This window comes from Ramlibacter aurantiacus, from assembly GCF_016722895.1.
Taxonomy (GTDB): Bacteria; Pseudomonadota; Gammaproteobacteria; order Burkholderiales; family Burkholderiaceae_C; genus Ramlibacter; species Ramlibacter aurantiacus.
This window is the reverse complement of record NZ_JAEQNA010000001.1, coordinates 1022766-1044290: the sequence shown is the minus strand read 5'-3', so window position 1 is coordinate 1044290 and position 21525 is coordinate 1022766. Positions and strand designations below refer to the sequence as shown.

Genomic DNA, 21525 nt, shown 5'->3' with positions numbered 1-21525 from the left:
GCGCGCGAATGCCTGTGAACCCGGCGGTTCCGGTGTCCGCCGGATCCCGGGTCGCTGTCACATACTCGGGGCATGCGCATGGTGAGCCCGGCCGCCGCCCAGGTGTTGGCCCATCCCGGTGCCTTCGTGCGCCGCGTCCTCAAGGGTTTCCAGGCCAACCAGGGCCTGTTGCTGGCGGGCGCGGTGGCCTACTACGCGCTGCTCTCGGTCGTGCCGCTGCTGCTGCTGGCGGTGATCGCGCTGTCGCACTGGGTCGATCCCGACCGGCTGCTCGAAACGCTGGGTCTTTACCTCGAATGGCTGATGCCGGGGCAGTCGGGCGCCATCGTCCCGGAACTGGCCCGCTTCGTCGAACACCGCGACGTGGTCGGCTGGTTCCTGCTGGCCACCATGCTGTTCTTCAGCTCCCTGGCCTTCACGGTGCTGGAGAAGGCGATGGCGGTGATCTTCCTGCACCGTTTCTCCATCCGCCGCCGGCATTTCCTGGTCTCGGCCGTGCTGCCCTACCTGTACGTGCTGTCGGTCGGCATCGGCCTGCTGGTGGTGACCTTCGTCTCGGGCGCCATCGAGGCCCTGGGGCAGCGCAGCATCAGCCTGGGTGGCCGCGAGTGGGAGCTCGAAGGCGCGGTCGGCACGCTGCTGTATCTCACGGGGCTGTTCGGCGAGGTGATCCTGCTGACCTCGATCTACCTGGTGATGCCGGTCGGCCGCCTGTCGTGGCGGCATGCGCTGATGGGCGGAGTCACGGCGGCCCTGCTGTGGGAGCTGACCCGGCGGGTGCTCGTCTGGTACTTCGGTACCTTGTCGCAGGTGAGCGTCGTGTACGGCTCGCTCACCACCGCCATCGTGGTGCTGCTGAGCCTGGAGCTGGCAGCCGGGCTGTTGCTGCTGGGCGCACAGGTGATCTCGGAGTACGAACGGATCGAACGCCACGAAGGTGCCACCGGCGCCCCGGTCCCCTGAGCCGTGACCGGCTTCGCGCCGGGGCTCTTTCAGTCGGCGGCGATGCCGAACTCCTTCACGATGCGGCCGTAGGTGTCGAACTCGCGCTGCGTCACTTCCCGGAAGGCATCGGCCGATCCGCCGACCGGCGCCTCGCGCATGCCGCGGATCCGATCCCGGACGTCCGGCATGTCCAGTACGGCGTTGATCTCCCGGTTCAGCCGATCGAGCACCGGGGCCGGTGTGCCCTTGGGCGCCAGCACGCCGTACCAGGTCTTGGTCTCCACGTTCGGAAAACCGAGTTCGGCCATGGACGGGACCTGGGGCGCCAGCGGCGAGCGCTCCTTCTGCACCACGGCGAGGGGGACCATCTTGCCGCTCTGGATGTGCGGCTCGACCGAGCCCAGCACGCCGAACAAGGTCTGCACGTGTCCACCGATCAGGTCGGTCATGGCCGGTGCCGAGCCCTTGTACGGCACGTGGTTCATGTCCACCTTGGCCGCCCGCTTGAACAGCTCGCCGGCGATGTGCATGGGCGAGCCGCTGCCGGGCGAGGCGTAGGTGATGCCCGGCTGCTGGCGGGCCTTGGCGGCGAGCTCCTGCGCGTTCTTCACGCCCAGTGAGGGCGTGGCCACCATGACCATGGTGCCGGTGGACAGCTGCACCACGGGCACGAGGTCCTTCACCATCGCCGCCTGCTCGGCGGCCGTCCCCTTGGACAGCACGTGCGGGGCGATGTAGACCGTGTTGGGGGCGACCAGGACCATGTGGCCATCGGCCGGCGCGCGGGCCACGGTACTCACCCCCACCACGCCGCTCGCGCCGACGCGGTTCTCGACCACGACCGGCTGGCCCAGGCGCGGCGCGAGCTTTTCGGCGACGGTGCGCGCGATGATGTCGGTGCCCGCGCCGGCCGGATAGCCCACCACGATGGTGACGGGTCGGGTGGGCCAGGCCTGCGCGAACACCGTGGCGCATGAAGCCAGCAGGGCGGCGGCTGTCAGCAGCTTGCGAGATCGGATGCGTGTCATATCGGCTCCATGGAAAGTCCGCGGTGTCACTGGACACCGCCCCGGAAGGGTTACGGGGCGGGCTCGAGGGCCCGCTCGATGTCGGGCGCGTGGTGCGACAGGATCAGCTCCTCGCTTTCAGCGGCGTAGAGCTGTTTCTGTTTCAGGTCCTCGGCCTCCGGCAGCGGCGCCGCGGGCCGTGTCAGGGCGTGACCGTAGGTCTTGACCGGCGCGCCGCGCCCATGCACCAGTCCCTTGGGTGTGCGGCCTTCGGCGACGGCTCGGATGCCCTCGCGCAACTGGCGGCGGAACATCACGATGCCCACGTCGGCCGCGGTGAGGTTCTCGTTCGCGGTGACCGCGATCCGGCCCTGGCTCACCCACGCGTCCCAGTCACCGGGGTTGCGGTGCCGCTCCTCGTAGCTGCGCTCGCCGGTCTGGCCGAAGGTGATGGTGGCCAGGTAATCGGCGCGCGCCTTCTCGCTCCAGGCGCGCGACAGGTGCAGCCAACCCATGTGCATCGCGTGGGTGTCGTCGTTCGGCACGATCCACGTCGACAGGCCCAGCCGATGGCTGGAGGGCAGCTGGCGGGCGTACTTCATCGGCCCCGCCTGCCGCTCGCCCGGCTTGCCCATCATGTTCTCGGGAATGGCATCACCCAGGCGGATGCCGTCGGGCACGCGGGCCATGTTGGGCAGGATCAGCTCGTTGACCCGGCAGTAATACAGGTCCTTCACGCGACGCACGCTGGTGGTGATCTGCCCGATGGGCGTCTCCTTCGCCTGGATCACCGGCAGGTCGTAGGCATAGTCGCCGAACTGCTGGATCCCGAACATCGAGTGCAGGAACGTCAGGTGGATCGGGTCCTGCGTGTTCTCGCGCAGCTGCACCCAGTTGCAGGGGTTGTGCCAGGCGAAGGGCAGGTACTCCTCCTCGTCGTGGTGCATGAAGTCGAACGAAGGAAACTCGGGCACCTCGTCCGGCGGGCCCATGTAGGCGAACACCAGGCCGCGGAACTCACGCGTGCGGTAGGCGCCGTGGTGCATGCGCCTGGCGGTGGCCCCCGGTGTCTTCTCGCCAGGCACGTCCAGGATGCCGCCGTCCACGTCGTAGTGCCAGCCGTGGTAGGCGCAGCGGATGCCATGGTCCACGACCAGCGCGAACTCCAGGGACATGCGGCGGTGGCTGCAGGAGCGCTCCAGCAGGCCCAGGCGCCCCATCCGGTCGCGGAACAGCACGAGTTCCTCGCCCAGGATGGTGATCGGCACCGGCAGGTCCTTCACCTCGGCGGCCAGCGCGACCGGGTGCCAGAAGCGGCGCAGGTATTCGCCGCAAGGGGTGCCGCGACCGACCTGGGTCAGTTCGAGGTCCGGCCGGGTGGCGGCTTTCCGGTCGTAGCCGCCATAGGGGCGGGTGGCATTGCGGACTTCCTGCGGGTCCATCGGTGCAGTCCTTTCCTGGGATCGAAACAGCGTCCCCGGTCCTGTGTCTTCGCCAACGCACGGCACTGGACAGGCGTGGCCATTGTGCAGTGACGAACCAAGGAGTTGGAAGGCCTGGACGGGTCCGCCGCCCGGCTGTGCAAGTGCCTTGAGCGGCCTTATGCCGGGGAGGCGCATCGTGCCAACAGGGAAAACCCGCGTCGCCGGCTGCCCATTACAAATCATATATTCCAGTCTCAAGCAACGGGCGGCGCGAAGTCCTGACGCGAGCCCGGCGGTTCGACCCCGGGCGACGTTTCGACGCACCGACGTGCCCATCCTCCACCTCTGAAAGGAAGTCGCGACATGAGATCCCTCCGTGCCAAGCTGGTCGTGCTGGCGTTGTCCGCACTGAGCATGGGCGCCGCCATGGCGCAGACCTGGTCGGCTTCGACCGTCCGCATCGTGGTGCCCTATCCGCCGGGCACCGAGCCGGATGTCCTGGCGCGCGACATGAGCGTGGGCCTGGGCAAGCTCAGCGGCAAGACCTTCGTCGTGGAGAACAGGCCGGGTGCCAACTCGATCATCGGCACCGATGCGGTCGCCAAGGGCGAGGGCGACGGCAGCGTGCTGTTGATGGTCGACCGCCTGGCGATCGTCACCAACCCGATGCTGTATTCGAAGATGCCTTACCGCTGGGAAGAGGCCCTCAAGCCGGTCAGCGACGTGGCCGCCGTGGGCCTGTACATCGGCGCGCGCGAGGGCGCGCCCTACCGGACCTTCGGCGAGTTCATCGCCTATGCCAAAGCCCATCCGAAGAAGGTGAACGTGGGCACGGGCGGCAACGGCCACGTGAGCCACATCGGCATGGAGATGCTGGCGCAGGCCCATGGCCTGTCCTTCAACTACGTGCCCTACAAGGGCCTGGCGCCGGCGATGCAGGGGATGCTCGGCGGCGAGGTGGACGTGGTGATGAGCGGTGGCCTGTCGCTCGGCGAGATCGCCAAGACCGGCAAGGTCCGCCTGCTCGTCGGCGGCGAGGGCAAGCGGGCCATGCTGCTGCCCGATGTGCCCACGCTCGCCGAGGCCGGCGGCAAGCCGGGGGCGATCCCGTCGACGGCGTTCTCGCTGTTCGCGCCCTCCAAGGTGCCCGACGCCGTGGTCTCGCAGATCGGCAAGGCCGTGGGCGAGGTCCTGGCCGCGCCTGAGCTGAAGGCGAAGTACGCCAGCCGGGCGCTCGACGTGCGCGCCACCACGCCCAGCGAACTGCATCAACTGCTCAAGGCCGAGACCGCGAAGTACGAGACGATCATCCGCGACGCGGGGATCAAGGTCGAGTAGCCGGATGCTCAGGCGCCGCTGTCCGCAGGCCCTGCCCAAGCGCGGGCTTGCCGTACAGGCGCGACGCAGGGCCTTTTGGCCCGGGTCGTGATCGACTGACTCGGAATTTCGACGCGGAGTCTTGATCCAAAGCGAAGCTGGCTGCGTATAGACAAATGCGCTGGCCCGAGTTGCTGGCGCAGCTTGTCTCAGCCATTGCAAAGGATCCCACCATGAACCCTACGAAGTCGCGCGCGTCGCTCCTGGCCGCTGGCCTGCTATCGATCACCGCATGGGCTACGCCCGCATTCGCCGGCCATGTCAATCCGGTGCTGCACGCCGAACTGGACGGTCGCGAAGAAGTCCCTGCCGGGGCAACCAACCGGGCCATCGCCGGTGATCCGGATGCGCGTGCCGAAGCGTACGTGTTCGGGATCGATGGTGATCCGCGCACGCTGTGCTACCTCATCGTCAACGTGAAGAAGCTGGGGGAAGTCGAGATGGCTCCCGGCGCAGGCCGTGCGGCGCACATCCATGAAGCGGCGCGTGGCGCGAACGGCCCCGTCGTTGCCAACCTGGCGTGGCCCCAGAACGGCCAGGCGGCCGATTGCCTCACCGAGGGCGAAACCGACCCGTCCGGCCTGAAGTTCCCCACCGGAGAGGCCGGCATCGTCCAGCGCATCCTGAACAATCCGTCCAACTTCTATATCAATGTCCACAACAGCGAGTACCCGGCAGGGGCCATTCGCGGTCAGCTCGGTGAGACGGAGCACCAGCACGGGGCGGCGTCCGGGCGAGCGAGATAAGCGCGGTTCCGGGCGCTGCAGCCAGCTGGCGGCGAACACCGCGGCCGCCCAGGCGGTTGAACGGAGTCATGCCGCGACCGGCACATGCCGGTCGAGAAACTCGAAGCTGCGCTCCCAGGCCAGCGCGGCCGCGTCGGCCCGGAACATCCCGGGCCGCGCCTCGCAGGCGAAGGCATGGCCGGCGCCCGGATACACGTGCTGTTCAAACCGCAGTCCCGCCGCCGACAGCGCCTGGTCGATGGCGCGCACCTGTTCGACCGGGATGCTCGAGTCCTGGTCGCCCACGTGCAGTTGCACCGGCGCCGTGATCGCCGGGGCGCGGGCCAGCACCGCGTGCGGGCCGGCCGCGATGCCGGGCCCGTAGAAGACCACGGTGGCGCCCAGGTCCGGCAGCGCCGTCGCGGCGGTGAACGCCGCCCGGCCGCCGAAGCAGAACCCCAGCAGGGCGACCGACGCCGGGGCGACCGACGCGTCACGCGCCAGCCAGTGCAGCACGGCGCGGATGTCGTCGGTGACCGCGTCCGCGTCCAGCGCCGAGATCAGGGCCATCGCTTCCTCGCGCTCGGCATAGCCGAGTTCGCGCGGGCCGGTGCGATGGAACAGGTCGGGCGCCACCGCAAGCCAACCGCGCGCGGCCATCCGCAGCGCGATGTCCTGGATGTTGGCGTTGACGCCGAAGGCTTCCTGCAGCACCACCACCGCGCGGCCCGGGGGCCGCTCGGGCCGGGCCACGAAGACGTCCATGTGCCCGCCCGGCATGGGCAGGGCCACCCATTGCCGGGTGCCCGTCGTTCGGGGGTCCATCGGTCTCATGCGCCCGGCTGCACCACGGTCATCCACATGGGCTCGCTGCGGTCCATCATGGCCGTGAGCGCGGCATTCACCCGGGACAGCGGGAAGCGGTGGGTGATGAGGTCCTCGGCCTGCAATTCGCCCGTGGCGAGCAGTTGCAGGACGGCGTCGGTGTCCGAGCGGGTGCAGGCCCGCGTGCCGACGATGCGCCAGCAGCTTTGCATGATGCGGGCGATGGGCCAGGTCACGGGGCTCGGGTTGCCGCCCATGTGCACCAGCGTCCCGCCCAGGGCCAGGGCCGCCATCGCCTGGCCGGTGCCCGGCCCGGAAGGGAAGTAATCCAGCACGCCATCGGCGCCCGATGGCCAGATCTCGCGCAGCCGGCGCGTCAGGCCTTGGGCGGTTTCCCAGTCGGCGCCCAGTTCCTCGAGCGGCACCAGCGAGACCGGCAGCTCACCGGCCATGCCGCGCACCGCCTCCAGGCGTTCGCGCGACCGGGCCACCAGCACCAGCTCGCGCGCGCCGAAGAAGCGGGCGAGCTTGATGGTGGCCGTGCCCATGGTGCCGGTGGCCGCGGTGACGACCAGCCGTCCGGATGCGGGCAGCGCCGAGCACTTGAGCGCGCGCACGGCATTGGCCAGGTCGTGCACCTTGGCGCCGACCTCGAAGCTCACGGGATCGGGCAACACATCGAGCAGATCCACCGGCGCCCGCGCGAACTCGGCCAGGCCGCCGTCGTGGTAGCGCGCGTACAGGGCGAGCGGCCCGGTGCCGAAGGCGGCGTGGCCGATCATGGCGCACTCGCTGCACATCTGCTGCCGGTCCGTGCGGCAGTAGTCGCATTCGCCGCAGGACAGCATGGGGTGCACGCGCACCCGCCGGCCGACCCAGGCCGGATCGACGTCGGAGCCGATGGACTCGACGACGCCGGCGATCTCGTGCCCGGGGGTCGAGGGCAGGTGCTTGAACAGGCCTTTCTCCAGCAGCTTCATCATGCCGGGCGCGATGCCGGCGGCAGCCACCCGCACCCGCACCTCGCGCGGGCCGAGCTCGGCGATGGGGACTTGTTCGAGGCGAAGTTCCGCTGCGCCCTGGTGGGCGCGCGCAGCAAGCATGGTGTTCATGATCGAAAGGTTCAAGTGCCGCGCAGTTCGCGCAGGCGTTCAGGGGAGAAGCGTTCGGCCGTGCGGCTGGCGGGCGCCACCAGCGGCAGCGGCTGGCGCGAGGCCAGCACGAGATGGGAGCTGGGTTGGTGGTGGATGCTGGTGAAGGCCAAGGCCCGCGGGACGCAGACGAAGTCGCCGGGCTGCAGCTCGATGCAGCCCCGTTGCGTGACCAGCGTGCGGGTGCCGGACACCTGGTAGTGCAGTTCGTCGGCATCGCGGTGGCGGGTGTAGCGCGTGCCGTCGCTGGCGCTGGCGCGGGCCATGCCGATCCGCACCTCCGGCGCCTGGTAGAGCCAGTGCGTGCCCTCGTGGTCGCCCGCGCGCAGCACCTGCAGGCGGCGGGGCTGGCGAGCGGCCTGCTCCAGCAACAGGCGCTCGTCCACCGGGGCCATCACCACGTCCTGCCCCGGGCCCGCCAGGCCCTGGGTCACCAGTTCGTTGAGCACGGCGGGTTGCCAGCCCTCGAACGGCGGCAGCAGGTGCCGAGACTCGCGCACCGGCGCCTGCAGCGGCACCACGCCACCGGGCACGTAGAACAGCAGGTGGATGTCGCGCCGGCCGAAGTTGTCGTGGGCCACGCCATCCGGCAGCAGCGTGAAGTCACCCGGGCGCAGCTCGACGCTGCCCAGTTCGGTCATCAGGGTGCGATCGCCATCGACCTGGAACGAGAGCTCGTCCACCCCGCAGTTGCGGTGGTAGAAGGGCTGGCGTGCGTCCATGGTCTGCCACTCGACGCGGATGAACTCGCTCTCGTACACGCCGCGCGGCGGCACGAAGGGCTGGTCGATGTAGCGGGGCGCGAAGTGGGCGGCCTGCAGCGGCGGCCGGGGCTCGCGAGCGCCCTTGTGGGGCAGCGGCGCGGACAGCAGCAGGTCCTCGCGGCGCTCGATGACGAAGGGCTCGGCCTCGAAAGGGAAGGCGTCGATGGCCTCACGGACGATGGTCACGGGTTTCTCCTGTTCAGGCGCTTGCGGCAAGCACGCCCGACTCGACGTAGTAGCGGCGGGCACCGGGATGCAATTCGATCGGCGGCCGCGCCATGCGCTCCGGCAGCAGGGGGTAGCTCAAGGGACTGCGGTGCGGCGGCAGGTGCTTGTACTGGCGCTCGATCGCGGCGCGGGTCTCGACCAGGCACCAGGTCAGCAGGTGCGCGACTTCTTCGCGCAGGTCGTCGCGCACCAGGATCACGAAGTCGGAGAAATCGACCGCGGGCAGCGGCTGCGCCAGCGGCGTCCAGTAGCCCGCCGGCAGGACGTCCGAGCCGATGCCGTGCTGCTCGCGCAGGCTCGCCATGGCCTGGGGTTCCGCCGGCAGCGGAACCGCCCGGCCGGACTCGACCAGCTCGTGCCACTGCGGGGTCATGATGGCCTCCTGCAGCACGGCGTCGACCTGGCCTTCGAGCATCAGGGCCAGGCTTTCCTGTGGCTTGGTGCCGACCCGGTAGCTGCCGCCCCAGGACGCGAGCGTGGCTTCGTCGATGCCGTGCGCCGCCATCACCAGGCGCCCCACGTGGCCGATGAAGTTGGTGCCGTCGTCGCGCGAGGCCGCGATGCGCAGCGCAGGCCGCTTCTGCCGCAGCTCCTCGAAGGAGCGGATGCCGAGTTTCGGGTCCAGCGCCAGGATCATGCGGTCGTTCTGCGGCAGCACCGCCAGCGCGCGCAGGTTGGGCGCGGCGTGCCCCTGGAAGATGCCTGTCCCGGTGAGCGCCTGGGGCAGCAGCATGGCCGGCGTGACGATGCACAGGTCGGCCTCGCCCTGCTGCACCAGGTCCACCGCTTCGATGCCGCCGTGCCGGATGCTCCAGATGGCGACGCGGCTCTTGTCGCCGGTGCGGCGGCAGAACTCTTCGCACAGCCAGGAGCAGATGCGGTGGAAGTTGGCCTGTCCCCAGTCGCCGACGAAGGTCAGGTGGTAGGAGCGCTCGAGGCGGGGCGAGGTGCTCATGGGGCCCTTCTTCATTCGGCGGTCAGGCGCGCGTCCTGGATCAGCTTCTTCCAGAAGGCGCTCTGCTCGCGGATCACCTTGCCGAAGGCTTCGGGCCCGGCCGACTTCGGCTCGAAGCCGAGCGCGAACAGTCGGGCCTTGATGTCGGTGCGGCCCATCACCTGCTGCAGGGCCTGCGCCATCTCGGCGACCACCGGCGCGGGCGTCGCGGCCGGCACCACCAGGCCGCCGAAGCCCACGAAGTCCAGGCTGTTGAAGCCTTGCTCGCGGAAGCTGGGGACGTCGGGACTGAGTTCGGAGCGGCCGCGGCCGGTGCTGGCCAGGATGCGCAGCTTGCCCGCGCGCGCGTGCGGGGCGACGTCGGAGTACGAGGCGAACACGGCCGTGACCTGGCCGGAGACGGTGTCCATCACCGCCGGAGGAATGCCCTTGTAGGCCACGTGCAGCATGTCGACCTTCGCCTGCTGGGTCAGCAGCAGCGCGTTCAGGTGCGGCGTGGAGCCGTTGCCGGGCGAGGCGTAGCTGAAGCGGGCGTCGGGCTTGCGGGCCACCTGCAGGAACTGCGGCAGCGTCTGCGCCGGCACGCTGGCATTGACCGCCAGCCACAGGCGCGCGTCGAACATCTGGCCCAGCGGCGCGAAGCTGGCCACGGGGTCGTAGCTCGGGTTGCGCACCAGGTGCGGCGCCTGGACGGTGGGGGTGACGGTCAGCAGGATGGTCCGGCCGTCGGGTGCGGCGCGCGCCACCTGGGACGCGGCAATCATCCCCGAGGCACCGGGGCGGTTCTCCACCACCACGGGCACGCCCCATTCCTTCGAAAGTGGTTCGGCGACCAGCCGGGCCGCGTTGTCGAACGAACTGCCGGGCGGGCCGCCCACCACGATGGTCACGTTGCCGCCCGAGAACGGCGCGGCTGAAGAGGCGGCGGCGGCGAGCAGGGCGCAAGCGCCCACCAGGAGCCGGAGGGACGAGGGGATGCGGATCATGCGGTTTGTCTCCGTGTGTGGTTGGTCGAGGTGATTGTGGAAGGCCGGATGGCGGGTGGGGGGTGGGCTTCTCATGGGCTGAGACAGGCACCGGTATAACAAGTCGGACGTTTTCGCGCCAGCCGGGTCAGGCCGCAAGGGCCTGCGTCGTGGACACCGCTCGGCCATCGGCGCCGCTCTCGTCGAAGTAGGGCCCCAGCACCCGCTGCAGGGTGTCGGCCCATGCGCTCGCACCCCGCTCGCGGTAGGCGAGCACATGCCGGTCGGGGCGCAGCAGCAGGGCATCGGCGCCCGCGCTGTCCAGCACCCGCGCGATTTCGCCGCCGACGTCGCGCACCAGGGCGTGCTCGCCAGCCGGGTCGGCGGTGCTGTCGAGAAAGTCGTCCTCCCTGCGCAGCACGCGGAGCGTCCGAGCCGCCAGCACGCCCGGCAGCACCGCCGTCGGTGAGCTGGCCCACTGGATGACGGCGAAGCCGGCGCCGAGCACGTCGTCCAGCAGGATGTCGCCGCCGCCGGCGAGTTGCATGCGAGGCTGCGTCATCAGCTGGCCCGGGGGGATGGCTGCCCGCGCGTGCGCGCCGGCGTGCAGCAGGCCGGCCGCGAAGCGCGGCCTGGGCTTGAACTTCAGCTGCAGCACGTAGTCGCGCGCGCCGGGCACCAGGCAGGCCAGCTTCAGCAGGGTCTGGCCAATCGCGGCGCCGGGTCGGGACTTCGGCTGCATGAACGCGCCGATGCGCAGCGCCATGCGGATCAACGACCACGCGTGCGGCTTGCGCTCCTGTTCGTAGGTGTCCAGGAGCGCGGGCCGGGCCTGCCCCTTCGCCACCGCGGCGAGCTTCCAGGCCAGGTTGGCCGCGTCGCGGATGCCGCTGTTCATGCCCTGTCCCGCGAAGGGCGGCGTGAGGTGCGCGGCGTCGCCGGCCAGCAGCACCCGGCCCGCGCGCCAGCGCTCGGCCATGCGCGCATGGAAGGTGTAGACCACCTTGCGGGCGATCGGCAGGTCGGCGTCGGCCGGCTCGCGCTGGCGGATCCACGCGCGCAGACGGCCCTCGTCCAGCGCCTGCCCGGGCTCCTCGCCGGGGTGCAGCATGAACTCGTAGCGCACGGTGGACTGCGGGCCGGGCAGCCGGATCGCCGGGCGGATGGGATCGCAGTAGGTGCGTGTGTGGCGGAAGCTGCTGCGGCGCTGGAGCAGATCGGCAATGACCCACTTCTCGGCGTAGGTGGTGCCGGACAGCGCGATGCCCAGCGCCTCGCGCACGGGGCTGCGCCCGCCGTCGCAGGCGGCCAGCCAATCGCAGCTGAAGGTCGCTTCACCCTCGGGCGTGGCCACGCGCAGCAGCACCGCGCGGTCGGTCTGCTCGAACCCGAGCAATTCGTGCCGAAAGCGCAAGTCCACCGTGGGATGCCGCGCCAGCCCTTGGGCCAGTCGCTGCACGAGCAGGCCCTGGCGGAAGGCGTTGCGCTTGGGATAGCCGTATTCGGCCGACTGCGGCTCGATCCGTGCGAACAGCCGGTTGCGCCACGAGTAGTAGTGCACGCCATAGCCCAGCACGATGTCCGGCAGCAGCTGCGGCAGCATGCCGGTGGCTTGCAGGGTGCGAAGGCTTTCGTCGTCGATGGTGACCGCGCGGGCTTCGGGCTCGGTGCCCGGCGAGCGCTCCAGCACCAGGACGCGGACACCCTGGCGTGCCAGCAGGTGGGCCAGCACCAGGCCGGTCGGGCCGGTGCCGACGATGGCGACGGGGTAGTGGGTGGGGTTCATGGGCGGCGTCTGCGAACGGTGTCCACGGCGTCTCAGCTGCGCAGGATGGCTTTGCCCCACAGGTTCAGCGTGCGCTCCTCGTGGCGCCACGAACCCGCGGGCCGGTCCGCTTCGCAAACCTCGATTTCGGTGGAGATCTCGGCCAGGTTGCCGTCGGGGTCGCGCACCATGAAGAAGGCATCGTTGCCGGGGCCGTGCCGGCCGACGCCCCAGACGATCTCGATCCGCTCATGGGCCATGTGGTCGGCCCAGGTCTTGAGGTCGCCCCAGTTCGGCGTCTCGAAGGATTGGTGGTCGAAGCAGGTGACCGGCGCCGAGAACAGCGCCAGCGAATGGTGCAGGTCGTGCGTGCGCAGGAAGCAGGCGGTGAGCCGACCTTGCGCATCCCGCACCCGGTCCGACACCACGAAGCCCAGCACGTCGGCATAGAAGGCCACCATCTCGTCGATGCGTTGCGTGCGCAGCGCGAAGTGCTGGCCGCAGGCGGGGGGCAGGGCGGGGGCGGGCCGATCGGCCGGCTTGCCGGCAAGGAAGAACGCCAGGCAGGTGCCGTCGGGGTCGCGCACCAGGCGGGCGCCATCCGGCAGGCCCGGCAGCTGCGAGGCATCCGCCGTGGGCCGCGCGGCGATCCTGTCGAGAAAACCCGACCAGTCCGCCGCGTGGTCGAAGCGGAACAAGGCGTAGCCGAGCTGCTGCGCCTGACCTTCGGAGAAGCTCACTTCGCGCTCGGGCGCGGTGCAGCGCAAGAGCCCTGCATCAGCCGCCACCTGCATGCCGAAGGCACGGCCGTAGAACGCGGCCATGGGCTGCGGGCGGGGGGATTGCAGGTGCAATCGGTGAAGGACGGCGCGGAGGGTCATGGCGAGAACAGGGTGGGAGACGTGATGCGGCCGGATGATCGGCAGCGACCGCCAGGGCGGCAAACGAACGTCTCATCGCGCGAGACGCGGCACGCAATCAGTGGGCCGGTCCCCCTGCCGCCCAGGCGCCCGGACCGCCGGGCTTGATCGAACACCGTCGGCGCAGGTGTCGCGTCTCAATCGGCGAGACGGAGAATGGCGGCGGGATCATTCGCGGCGATCATCCGGCGCTCTGTCCACTTCCGCCGCGATGTGCCCATGCCACAAGGAGCCCCTGCCATGACCGAGCGGCACCGCATGCTGCGCATCCTGGAAGCCTTCAGCCTCGAGCAGCCCATCGTCACGCCGGCCGCCTTGATGGCGCACCTGGGTGCCTCGCGGGCCACGATCTACCGCGACCTGCAGCAGCTGGCGGCAGCCGGGCTCATCGAACGGGTGGATACCCGCGGCTATGCGCTCGGACCGCGCATCGTCGAACTCGACCGGCAGATCCGCCTGGCCGATCCGCTGTTGCAGGCGGCCGGCGAGTTGCCGGCGGTGCTGGCACGCGACACCAACGGCATCGTGCTGCTGTGCCGGCTGCATGACAACAAGGTGATGTGCATCCTGGAGGTGACCGAGCCCGACGCGCCCATCCAGTCCAGCTACCAGCGCGGGCGGGCCATGCCGCTGTACCGCGGCGCCACCTCCAAGGCCATCCTCGCCCAGCTGAGCCGCGTGCAGCTGGGCGAGCTGGTGGCGAACGACTCCCGCGCGCTCGATGACGCCGGCCTGCCGCACTCGGCCGACGACCTGTACGAGGCCCTGGCGCCGCTGCGCGAGCAGGGTCATGTGGTCACGCGCGAAGAAGTCGACTCGGCGGTGATGGGCCTGGCCGTGCCCTTGCTGTCGGGCCGGCGCCTGCTGGGCAGCCTGAGCGTGGTGATCCCTTCCCCGGCCAGCCTGGCCACCGAGGCCCGTGCGCTCACTCTGCTCAAGAGCGCGAGCCGCCGCATCGAGGCCCGCATCGAAACCGCCGCGCAGGAGTGGCAGCAGCGCGGCGGCCATGGCCGCGCCTGACCCTCCCGGTGTTCCCCCCTTCCATCAACGCCATCAACGCCATCAACGTCATCAACGCCATCGACGCATCATGAAACTCGCCTCCTTCACCATCGACAACCGGCCCGCCTGGGGACTGGTCACGGACACCGGCGTCATCGACCTCTCGCGCCCCGAGGTCCCCGACCTGAAGACCGCCCTGGAACTCGGCGTGCACGAGTCGCTCGCGCGCGAGGCGAGCGGGCGGCCCGACACCGCGCCCCTGGCCACCGCGCATTTCCTGCCCGTGATCCCGCGACCGGACAAGATCGTCTGCATCGGGCACAACTACGAGGAGCACCGGGTCGAGACCCGGCGCGACAAGACGGCGAACCCGTCGGTGTTCCTGCGGGTGGCCTCGTCGCAGGTGGGCCATGCCGGGCCCCTGGTGATGCCGGCCGAATCGACGCAGCTGGATTACGAGGGCGAGATCGCCCTGGTGATCGGCAAGCCCGGCCGGCGCATTCCCGAGGCCAGCGCCTGGCAACACATCGCCGGCTACAGCGCCTACAACGACGCATCGGTGCGTGACTGGCAGTACCACACGGCCCAGTTCACGCCGGGCAAGAACTTCGCCGGCACCGGCGCGTTCGGCCCCTGGATGGTCACGCGCGGCGACATCGCCGACGGGGAGGTGCTCACGCTGGAGACGCGCCTGAACGGCCAGGTGATGCAGCGGGCCGACACCAGCCAGCTGATCTTTCCGATCCCGCGGCTGATCGCCTACCTCTCGACCTTCCTGCCGCTGGCGCCCGGGGACGTCATCGTCACCGGCACGCCCGGTGGTGTCGGTGCCAAGCGCAACCCGCCGGTCTGGATGAAGCCCGGGGACGTGGTGGAGGTGGAGGTTTCGCAGGTCGGGGTGCTGCGCAACGTGGTGCGCGCCGAGCTCTGAGCAGCTCCTAGCCGCCCAGAGGCAAAGGCAGCGCCGTCTTGTAGCGCACCTGCTTGAGCGTGAAGCTGGACCGGATCTTCTCGATGCCGGGGATCGGCGTCAGTTGATCCAGGATGAAGCGTTCCAGCGCCGCGATGTCCGGAACGGCGACCCGGATCAGGTAGTCGCTGTCGCCGGTCATCAGGTAGCACTCCATCACCTCCTCGTGCTCGGCGATGCGCCGCTCGAAATCCGCGAGCGCCGCCTTGGACTGTTCCTTGAGGCTGATGTTGATGAACACGTTGAGGCCCAGCCCCAGGGCCTTCGCATCGGCCAGCGCCACGTAGCGCTGGATGACGCCGGCCGCCTCCAGGGCCTTCACCCGGGCCAGGCAGGGCGACGGCGAGAGGTGGACGCGGCGCGCCAGCTCCACGTTGGAGAGGGAGCCGTCTTGCTGCAGTTCTCGCAAGATGCGCAGATCGAGGGTGTCTAGGTGCTTCACGCGGCATATTGTGCTGCCCGCGAGCGCGATCGCGCGAATTTCGGAATCCTATGCCGCACGGCCCGAACTACAGTGGCCGCATGGCCAACCACAGCATCACCCGTCACTTCATCGACCTGTCCGGCGACGCCGATCCCGTCGAAACGCAGGAGTGGCGCGACGCGTTCCTGTCACTCGTCGAGACCGAGGGCCCCGAGCGCGCGCGCTTCATCCTGGACGAACTCGCGGTGATGGCCCGCGCCCCGGTGGTGGGCTGGTCGCCGGAGCTGGTCACGCCCTACGTGAATACGATTTCCGTGGAGCGCCAACCCGACTTCCCCGGCGACCTGGCCATCGAGGAGCGCCTGGGATCTCTGATCCGCTGGAACGCCCTGGCCATGGTGGTGCGGGCCAACACCGCGTATGGCGAGCTGGGCGGCCACATCGCCAGCTATGCGAGCGCCGCGGACCTTTTCGAAGTGGGCTTCAACCATTTCTTCCGGGGTCGCGACACCGCCCCGTCGGGCGACCTGGTGTTCTTCCAGCCGCACAGCGCCCCGGGCGTTTACGCGCGCGCCTTCCTCGAGGGCCGGCTGACGGAGCAGGACCTGGCCCATTACCGCCAGGAGGTCACCGCGCCGGCGCAGGGCGCTCGCGGCCTTTCCAGCTATCCGCACCCCTGGCTGATGCCGGACTTCTGGCAGTTCCCCACGGGCTCGATGGGCATCGGCCCGATCAGCTCGATCTACCACGCCCGATTCATGCGCTATCTCAGCCATCGCAACCTGCTCGACTGCGGCGGGCGCAAGGTGTGGGGCGTGTTCGGGGACGGGGAGATGGACGAGCCCGAGAGCATGAGCGCGCTCACGCTCGCCTCGCGCGAGAAGCTGGACAACCTGGTGTGGGTGGTCAACTGCAACCTGCAGCGCCTCGATGGCCCGGTGCGCGGCAACGGCCGCATCGTCGACGAACTGGAAAAGCTGTTCCGCGGCGCCGGCTGGAACGTGATCAAGCTGCTGTGGGGCAGTGACTGGGACGGCCTGTTCGCGCGCGACACCACGAATGCCCTGGTGCGCACCTTCGCCCGCACCGTCGACGGCCAGATGCAGACCTTCGCCGCCAAGGACGGCCGCTTCAACCGCGATCACTTCTTCGGCCAGGACGACGCACTCGCCCGCCTGGCGCAGGGCATGACCGACGAGCAGATCGACCGCCTGAAGCGCGGCGGCCACGACCTGGTCAAGATCCACGCCGCCTATGCCGCCGCCGCGGCGCACGGTGGCCAGCCCACGGTGATCCTGGCGCACACCAAGAAGGGGTACGGCATGGGCACCGCAGGGCAGGGAAAGATGACCACGCACAGCCAGAAGAAGCTCGACGAGACGGCGCTGCTGGAATTCCGCAACCGGTTCAACCTGCCCCTGTCCGACCAGCAGGCCACCCAGCTCGCGTTCTTCAAGCCGGCCGAGGACAGCGCCGAGATGCGCTACCTGCACGCGCGGCGCCAGGCGCTGGGTGGCTACCTGCCCCGGCGCGAGACGGCGTGCGCCGTCGTGCCGGTTCCGCCCACGGATGCCTATGCGCGCTTCGCGCTGCAGGCGGCCGGCAAGGAGATGTCCACCACCATGGCGTTCGTGCGCCTGCTGGGTGCGCTGCTGAAGGACCCGGAGCTCGGCCCGCGCATCGTGCCCATCGTCGCGGACGAGGCGCGCACCTTCGGCATGGCCAACCTGTTCAAGCAGGTGGGCATCTACTCGAGCGTGGGACAGAAGTACGAGCCGGAGGACATCGGCTCGGTGCTCTCGTACCGCGAAGCGCTGGACGGCCAGATCCTGGAGGAGGGCATCAGCGAGGCCGGCGCCATCGCCAGCTGGACGGCGGCAGCCACCAGCTACAGCGTGCACGGGCTGGCCATGCTGCCCTTCTACATCTACTACTCGATGTTCGGTTTCCAGCGCGTCGGTGACGCCATCTGGGCGGCCGCCGACCAGCGCGCGCGCGGCTTCCTGCTGGGGGCCACGGCGGGCCGCACCACCCTGGCCGGCGAAGGCCTGCAGCACCAGGACGGCAGCAGCCACCTGGTGGCCGCCACCATCCCGAACTGCAAGGCGTACGACCCGGCGTTCGCGGGCGAGATGGCCGTCATCGTGGACCACGGCATGCGGGAGATGCTGGTGCAACAGCGCGACGTCTTCTACTACCTCACGTTGATGAACGAGAGCTACGCGCAGCCCGACGTGCCGCCCGGGGCGCACGCGGACGTGCTCCGCGGCTGCTGGCGCTTCGCGCGATACGGCGATGCGGATGCGACGCAGCGGGTCACGCTGCTCGGCTCCGGCGCCATCCTGACCGAAGTGATCCAGGCGGCCGAGCAGCTGGCTGCGCAGGGCATCGCCTCCGACGTGTTCAGCGTCACCAGCTGGAGTGAGCTGGCGCGCGACGGCCTGGCCTGCGAACAGCGTGCCCTGGATGGCGCAGGCGGCGACCTCGTGCCTCACGTGGCGCAGCGGCTGGACGGCGAGGGCCCGGTGATCGCCGCCAGTGACTACGTCCGGGCCGTGCCGGAAAGCATCCGGGCGTACCTGCCGGCCGGGCGCCGCTACGTCACCCTGGGCACCGACGGCTTCGGCCGCAGCGATACGCGCGCGGCCCTGCGGCAGTTCTTCGGCGTGGATGCCGCGGCGATCGTCCGCGCGGCGCGCCGTGCGCTGGGCAGGCCGGAGCAGTTCTAGGAGACTTCTCCGGACAGGCCGGATGCCGAAAGGACCGCGGCCTCAGGCCTTCGCTTCATTCCGGCGCAGCGCCACCTGGAACCCCCGCGTCACGCCGGGCCGCGCCATCATCTCTTCGTACCAGCGCGCCACCGCCGGGAAGTCGGCCAGGTCGACCTGGTGCCTGGCGTGTCGCCACACCCAACCGAGGATCGCGAAGTCCGCGATGGAGATGTCTCGCGCGAAATAGCGGCGGTCCTCCAGATGGCGATCCATCACGCCGTAAAGCCGCCGCGTCTCCGACTGGAATCGCGCCAGGCCGTAGCGCCGCTCCTCTTCGTTGGCAAGCCCGAGGAAATGGTGCACCTGCCCGGGGATGGGCCCGAATCCACCGACCTGGAACATCAGCCACTGCATGACTTCTGCCTGCTCCGCGATCGATGCGGGCCAGAACTTGCCGGTCTTCTGGCCGAGGTACACCAGGATCGCACCGGACTCGAAGATGCTCAGTTCCCCTTCGGGCCCAGCGTCGTCGACGATGGCAGGAATCTTGTTGTTCGGGCTGATGCGCAGGAACTCATCGCTGAACTGCTCGCCCTTGCCGATATCGACGATGGTCACGTCGTAGGGAAGTTGCATTTCCTCGAGGGCGACGCTGATCTTCCGGCCGTTGGGCGTGTCGTAGGCATGCAGATGGATCATGAGTGTCTTGGAATCGTGTGCACAACCTGCGGATGGTACGGGTCCGCGAGTCGACCGTGTGCGTGCGCGGCGGCATGGGCGCGGCGGTCACTGCGCCTGCAGGCCCAGCTCGGCAACCCAACGCTTGAACAGCTGTTGCTGCTCCTGCGTGAAGTCCTTCAGCGAGGCGGCCGAGCCGGTGCGCGGGTACATGCCCAGTTCGGCGAAGCGCTGCACCAGGTCCGGGTTGGCCATGGCCTTGTTCGTGTGCGCGTTGATGGCATCGACGATGGGCTGCGGAGTGCCCGTCGGGACGAACAGGCCGAACCAGCCGACCGATTCGAAGCCCTTGTAGGTTTCCGAGGCGGTGGGAATGTCCTCGAAGCCAGGTAAGCGCTTGTCCGAGGTGATGGCCAGCGCGCGCAGCTTGCCCGCCTTGACATGCTGGACCAGGCCGGCGATGCCGTCGATGGTCATCAGCGCATCGCCGCCGAGCACGCCGTTCACGGCGGCGGGCGACCCCTGGTAGGGCACGGTGAACATGCCCAGCTTGCCCAGGCGATCGAGCATCGCGCCGGTCAGGTGGGGGAGCGAATTGACTTGCGCGGCGGCGAAGTTCAGCTTGCCGGGCTTGCTGCGGGACAGCCGGGCCAGGTCGGCGAGGTTGTGCACGTCCGACCTGGCGTCGACCACGATCATCATCGGCGCGGTCGCGACGGGCGCGACGGCCACGAAATCCGTGTTGATGTCGTACTGCGGGTTCTTGTGGACGAAGGGCGTGATGGTCGCAGCCGCCGCCGGTACGAAGGCGATGGTGTAGCCGTCCGGGGCCGAGCGCGCGGCGGCCACCATGCCCGGAATGGCCCCGGCCCCGGGCCGGTTGTCCACCACCACGCTTTGCCCCCAGCCCTGCGACAGCTTGTCGGCCAGGAGCCGCGCTGCGACGTCGGGTGCGGTACCTGCGGGGAAGGGCACGACCAGCTTGACCGGTCGGGTGGGCCAGTTCGGCCCCTGGGCCCAGGCGGCGGGTGAGTGCAGCAGTGCGGCGGCTGCGAGGGATGCGGCCGCGGTGAGCAGGCGGCGTCGGGCAAGGGATGGGCTCATGTCATGTCTCCTTCGTGTCGGATGGGTCAGGCCAGCGTGGAACCCAGCTTGAACAGCTCGACGGCGTTGCCGCGTCCGATCTTGCGGCGGTCGGCCTCGCTGATGCTGGCGTTGTCGAACCACTGCGCCGCGTGATCGACGTTCTCGAACGGCCAGTCGGTGGAGAAGAGGATCCGGTCGGAGCCCATTTCCAGGATGGCGTCGATCAGCGTCTGCGTGCGGAAGTTGCCCGAGGTGGTGATCCAGAAGTTCTCGCGGAAGTAGTCGCCCAGCGCCCGCTTGGCCGGATAGGCCTTGGGCGTCTGCACCCATGCGTTGCGGTTGTCCACGCGCCAGATGCTGTAGGGCAGTCCCTCGCCCAGGTGGCCCAGCACGATCTTCAGTCCAGGGTGGCGATCGAACAGGCCGCAGGCCATCAGGCGCAGCGCATGCACCGCGGTCTCCTGGCCGAAGGCCCAGGTGGGCCCGAGCAACCAGGGGTGCCCCTCATAGATCTGCGACCAGGTGGGGATCGGGTTCCGCGGATGCAGGTAGAACGGCACGTCCAGCTGTTCCACCGCGGCCCAGAAGCCGTCGTAGCGCGCATCGTCCAGGTAGACGATGTGGTCCGGGGTCCCCACCTGCGAGAAGCCGTTGACCAGCGCGCCCTTGAAGCCGAGCTCGCGCACGCAGCGCTCGAGCTCCCGGGTAGCCAGGTCCGGGTCCTGCATGGGCAGCGCCGCGAGACCCTGGAAGCGGTCCGGACGCCGGGCGACCTGTTCGGCCAGGAAGTCGTTCGCCCGCAGCGCGATCTCGTGGGCCCTGGCCACCGCGGGAATGGCCTGGACCGCCGGGGCGTTGAGCGACAGCAGCATCATCTGCATGCCGTGCGCATCCATCTCGCGCAGCCGCCGCTCCTGGATGTCGAGCAGGCGTGCGCTGAGTTCACGCCAGTAGTCGCCCGGAACGAATCCGGCCGAATCCTGCAGGGTGTCTTCGATGGCGAAATGTTCCTCGAGTCCGATCTTTCCTTGCATGTGCATGTCTCCTGTTCAGATGGCTTGTGATGGTTGGGGAAGGCTGGCCGCCAGCTCCCACACCGACCCCATCTGGCCGGAATGGAAAACGAGCGAAGCGGCGGGCTGGCTGGAAAATCGCTCCACGCGACCCAGGAGGATGGTGTGGTCCCCTTCCAGGTAGCGCGAATAGGTCGAGCACTCGAAGTTGGCGGCGGCTTCGCGCAGGACCGGGCAGCCGCCGAAGCCGGGCTGGAAGCGGTCCTCGCAATCGGCGAACTTGTCCGGCGCCGGGCGGGCGAAGTGCATGGCCAGGTCGCGTTGCGCCGCCGACAGCACGCTCACGCAGAAGTGCCGGCAGGTCAGGAACGCGTCGGCGCTGCGCGCCTCGTCGCGGATGCTCCAGAGAATCAGCGGCGGCGACATGGACACCGAGGCGAACGAGTTGATGGTCATGCCCTCGCGCTTGCCTGCGTCGGACACGGTGGTCACCAGGCAGACGCCGGTGGGAAAGGTTGCGAGCGCGCGGCGCAGCAGACTGTGGTCGTGCGCCGGAGCGTCGATGGCGGCAGGGGCCCAGGCAAACATCG

The 21525-nt window shown here is 69.5% G+C and carries 20 protein-coding genes; 6 read left to right on the top strand and 14 right to left on the bottom strand.

What is annotated here, in order from left to right; all coding sequences use genetic code 11:
* The first annotated feature begins 72 nt into the window (after positions 1 to 72).
* Complete coding sequence (locus tag JI739_RS04815; protein WP_435531587.1) at positions 73 to 963, top strand: YihY/virulence factor BrkB family protein; 891 nt, start codon at positions 73 to 75, stop codon at positions 961 to 963.
* 29 nt (positions 964 to 992) lie between these two features.
* On the opposite strand, the gene JI739_RS04810 is transcribed toward JI739_RS04815, so the two are convergent.
* Together JI739_RS04810 and JI739_RS04805 are read right to left on the bottom strand one after the other, a co-directional pair.
* Positions 993 to 1973 (bottom strand): Bug family tripartite tricarboxylate transporter substrate binding protein, encoded by a 981-nt coding sequence (locus tag JI739_RS04810; protein WP_201682678.1) that lies wholly within the window; start codon positions 1971 to 1973, stop codon positions 993 to 995.
* Between the two features lie 50 nt (positions 1974 to 2023).
* Positions 2024 to 3394 (bottom strand): Rieske 2Fe-2S domain-containing protein, encoded by a 1371-nt coding sequence (locus JI739_RS04805; protein ID WP_201682677.1) that lies wholly within the window; start codon positions 3392 to 3394, stop codon positions 2024 to 2026.
* A 345-nt stretch (positions 3395 to 3739) separates the two neighbouring features.
* Between JI739_RS04805 and JI739_RS04800 the strand changes: the two genes are divergently transcribed.
* Positions 3740 to 4714, top strand: coding sequence for a Bug family tripartite tricarboxylate transporter substrate binding protein (locus tag JI739_RS04800; protein ID WP_201682676.1), 975 nt, complete (start codon positions 3740 to 3742; stop codon positions 4712 to 4714).
* Positions 4715 to 4869: 155 nt separating this feature from the next.
* On the top strand, positions 4870 to 5499 hold the full coding sequence (locus JI739_RS04795; RefSeq protein ID WP_201682675.1) for a CHRD domain-containing protein: 630 nt from the start codon (positions 4870 to 4872) through the stop codon (positions 5497 to 5499).
* A 66-nt stretch (positions 5500 to 5565) separates the two neighbouring features.
* On the opposite strand, the gene JI739_RS04790 is transcribed toward JI739_RS04795, so the two are convergent.
* From JI739_RS04790 to JI739_RS04760, 7 genes are all read right to left on the bottom strand, one after another.
* Positions 5566 to 6303 (bottom strand): dienelactone hydrolase family protein, encoded by a 738-nt coding sequence (locus tag JI739_RS04790; RefSeq protein WP_201682674.1) that lies wholly within the window; start codon positions 6301 to 6303, stop codon positions 5566 to 5568.
* A gap of 5 nt (positions 6304 to 6308) precedes the next feature.
* On the bottom strand, positions 6309 to 7415 hold the full coding sequence (locus JI739_RS04785; protein ID WP_201682673.1) for an alcohol dehydrogenase catalytic domain-containing protein: 1107 nt from the start codon (positions 7413 to 7415) through the stop codon (positions 6309 to 6311).
* An 11-nt stretch (positions 7416 to 7426) separates the two neighbouring features.
* The gene (locus JI739_RS04780) at positions 7427 to 8404 is read right to left on the bottom strand and encodes a cupin domain-containing protein (protein ID WP_201682672.1); all 978 of its coding nucleotides are present in this window, start codon (positions 8402 to 8404) and stop codon (positions 7427 to 7429) included.
* 13 nt (positions 8405 to 8417) lie between these two features.
* The gene (locus tag JI739_RS04775; protein WP_201682671.1) at positions 8418 to 9401 is read right to left on the bottom strand and encodes a TAXI family TRAP transporter solute-binding subunit; all 984 of its coding nucleotides are present in this window, start codon (positions 9399 to 9401) and stop codon (positions 8418 to 8420) included.
* A gap of 11 nt (positions 9402 to 9412) precedes the next feature.
* On the bottom strand, positions 9413 to 10387 hold the full coding sequence (locus tag JI739_RS04770) for a tripartite tricarboxylate transporter substrate binding protein (protein WP_201682670.1): 975 nt from the start codon (positions 10385 to 10387) through the stop codon (positions 9413 to 9415).
* A gap of 127 nt (positions 10388 to 10514) precedes the next feature.
* A complete protein-coding gene (locus JI739_RS04765) occupies positions 10515 to 12152 on the bottom strand; it encodes a bifunctional 3-(3-hydroxy-phenyl)propionate/3-hydroxycinnamic acid hydroxylase (protein WP_201682669.1) in 1638 nt (545 codons plus the stop codon).
* A 32-nt stretch (positions 12153 to 12184) separates the two neighbouring features.
* Positions 12185 to 12955, bottom strand: a complete 771-nt coding sequence (locus JI739_RS04760) for a VOC family protein (RefSeq protein WP_236589061.1) — start codon at positions 12953 to 12955, stop codon at positions 12185 to 12187.
* A 336-nt stretch (positions 12956 to 13291) separates the two neighbouring features.
* Here JI739_RS04760 and JI739_RS04755 point away from each other — a divergent pair, with 336 nt between their 5' ends.
* Together JI739_RS04755 and JI739_RS04750 are read left to right on the top strand one after the other, a co-directional pair.
* Positions 13292 to 14071 (top strand): IclR family transcriptional regulator, encoded by a 780-nt coding sequence (locus JI739_RS04755; protein ID WP_201682667.1) that lies wholly within the window; start codon positions 13292 to 13294, stop codon positions 14069 to 14071.
* Positions 14072 to 14141: 70 nt separating this feature from the next.
* The gene (locus JI739_RS04750; protein WP_201682666.1) at positions 14142 to 14984 is read left to right on the top strand and encodes a fumarylacetoacetate hydrolase family protein; all 843 of its coding nucleotides are present in this window, start codon (positions 14142 to 14144) and stop codon (positions 14982 to 14984) included.
* A 7-nt stretch (positions 14985 to 14991) separates the two neighbouring features.
* On the opposite strand, the gene JI739_RS04745 is transcribed toward JI739_RS04750, so the two are convergent.
* Positions 14992 to 15465, bottom strand: a complete 474-nt coding sequence (locus tag JI739_RS04745) for an Lrp/AsnC family transcriptional regulator (protein ID WP_201682665.1) — start codon at positions 15463 to 15465, stop codon at positions 14992 to 14994.
* A gap of 80 nt (positions 15466 to 15545) precedes the next feature.
* Between JI739_RS04745 and mdeB the strand changes: the two genes are divergently transcribed.
* The gene (gene mdeB / locus JI739_RS04740) at positions 15546 to 18176 is read left to right on the top strand and encodes an alpha-ketoglutarate dehydrogenase (protein ID WP_201682664.1); all 2631 of its coding nucleotides are present in this window, start codon (positions 15546 to 15548) and stop codon (positions 18174 to 18176) included.
* 42 nt (positions 18177 to 18218) lie between these two features.
* On the opposite strand, the gene JI739_RS04735 is transcribed toward mdeB, so the two are convergent.
* The 4 genes from JI739_RS04735 to JI739_RS04720 form a co-directional block, all read right to left on the bottom strand.
* Entirely contained in the window at positions 18219 to 18857 is a 639-nt protein-coding gene (locus JI739_RS04735) for a glutathione S-transferase family protein (RefSeq protein ID WP_201682663.1), read from the bottom strand.
* An 87-nt stretch (positions 18858 to 18944) separates the two neighbouring features.
* Positions 18945 to 19940, bottom strand: coding sequence for a Bug family tripartite tricarboxylate transporter substrate binding protein (locus JI739_RS04730; RefSeq protein WP_201682662.1), 996 nt, complete (start codon positions 19938 to 19940; stop codon positions 18945 to 18947).
* A gap of 26 nt (positions 19941 to 19966) precedes the next feature.
* Complete coding sequence (locus JI739_RS04725; protein ID WP_201682661.1) at positions 19967 to 20956, bottom strand: amidohydrolase family protein; 990 nt, start codon at positions 20954 to 20956, stop codon at positions 19967 to 19969.
* Positions 20957 to 20971: 15 nt separating this feature from the next.
* Positions 20972 to 21523, bottom strand: a complete 552-nt coding sequence (locus JI739_RS04720; protein ID WP_201682660.1) for a flavin reductase family protein — start codon at positions 21521 to 21523, stop codon at positions 20972 to 20974.
* Between the last annotated feature and the right edge of the window lie 2 nt (positions 21524 to 21525).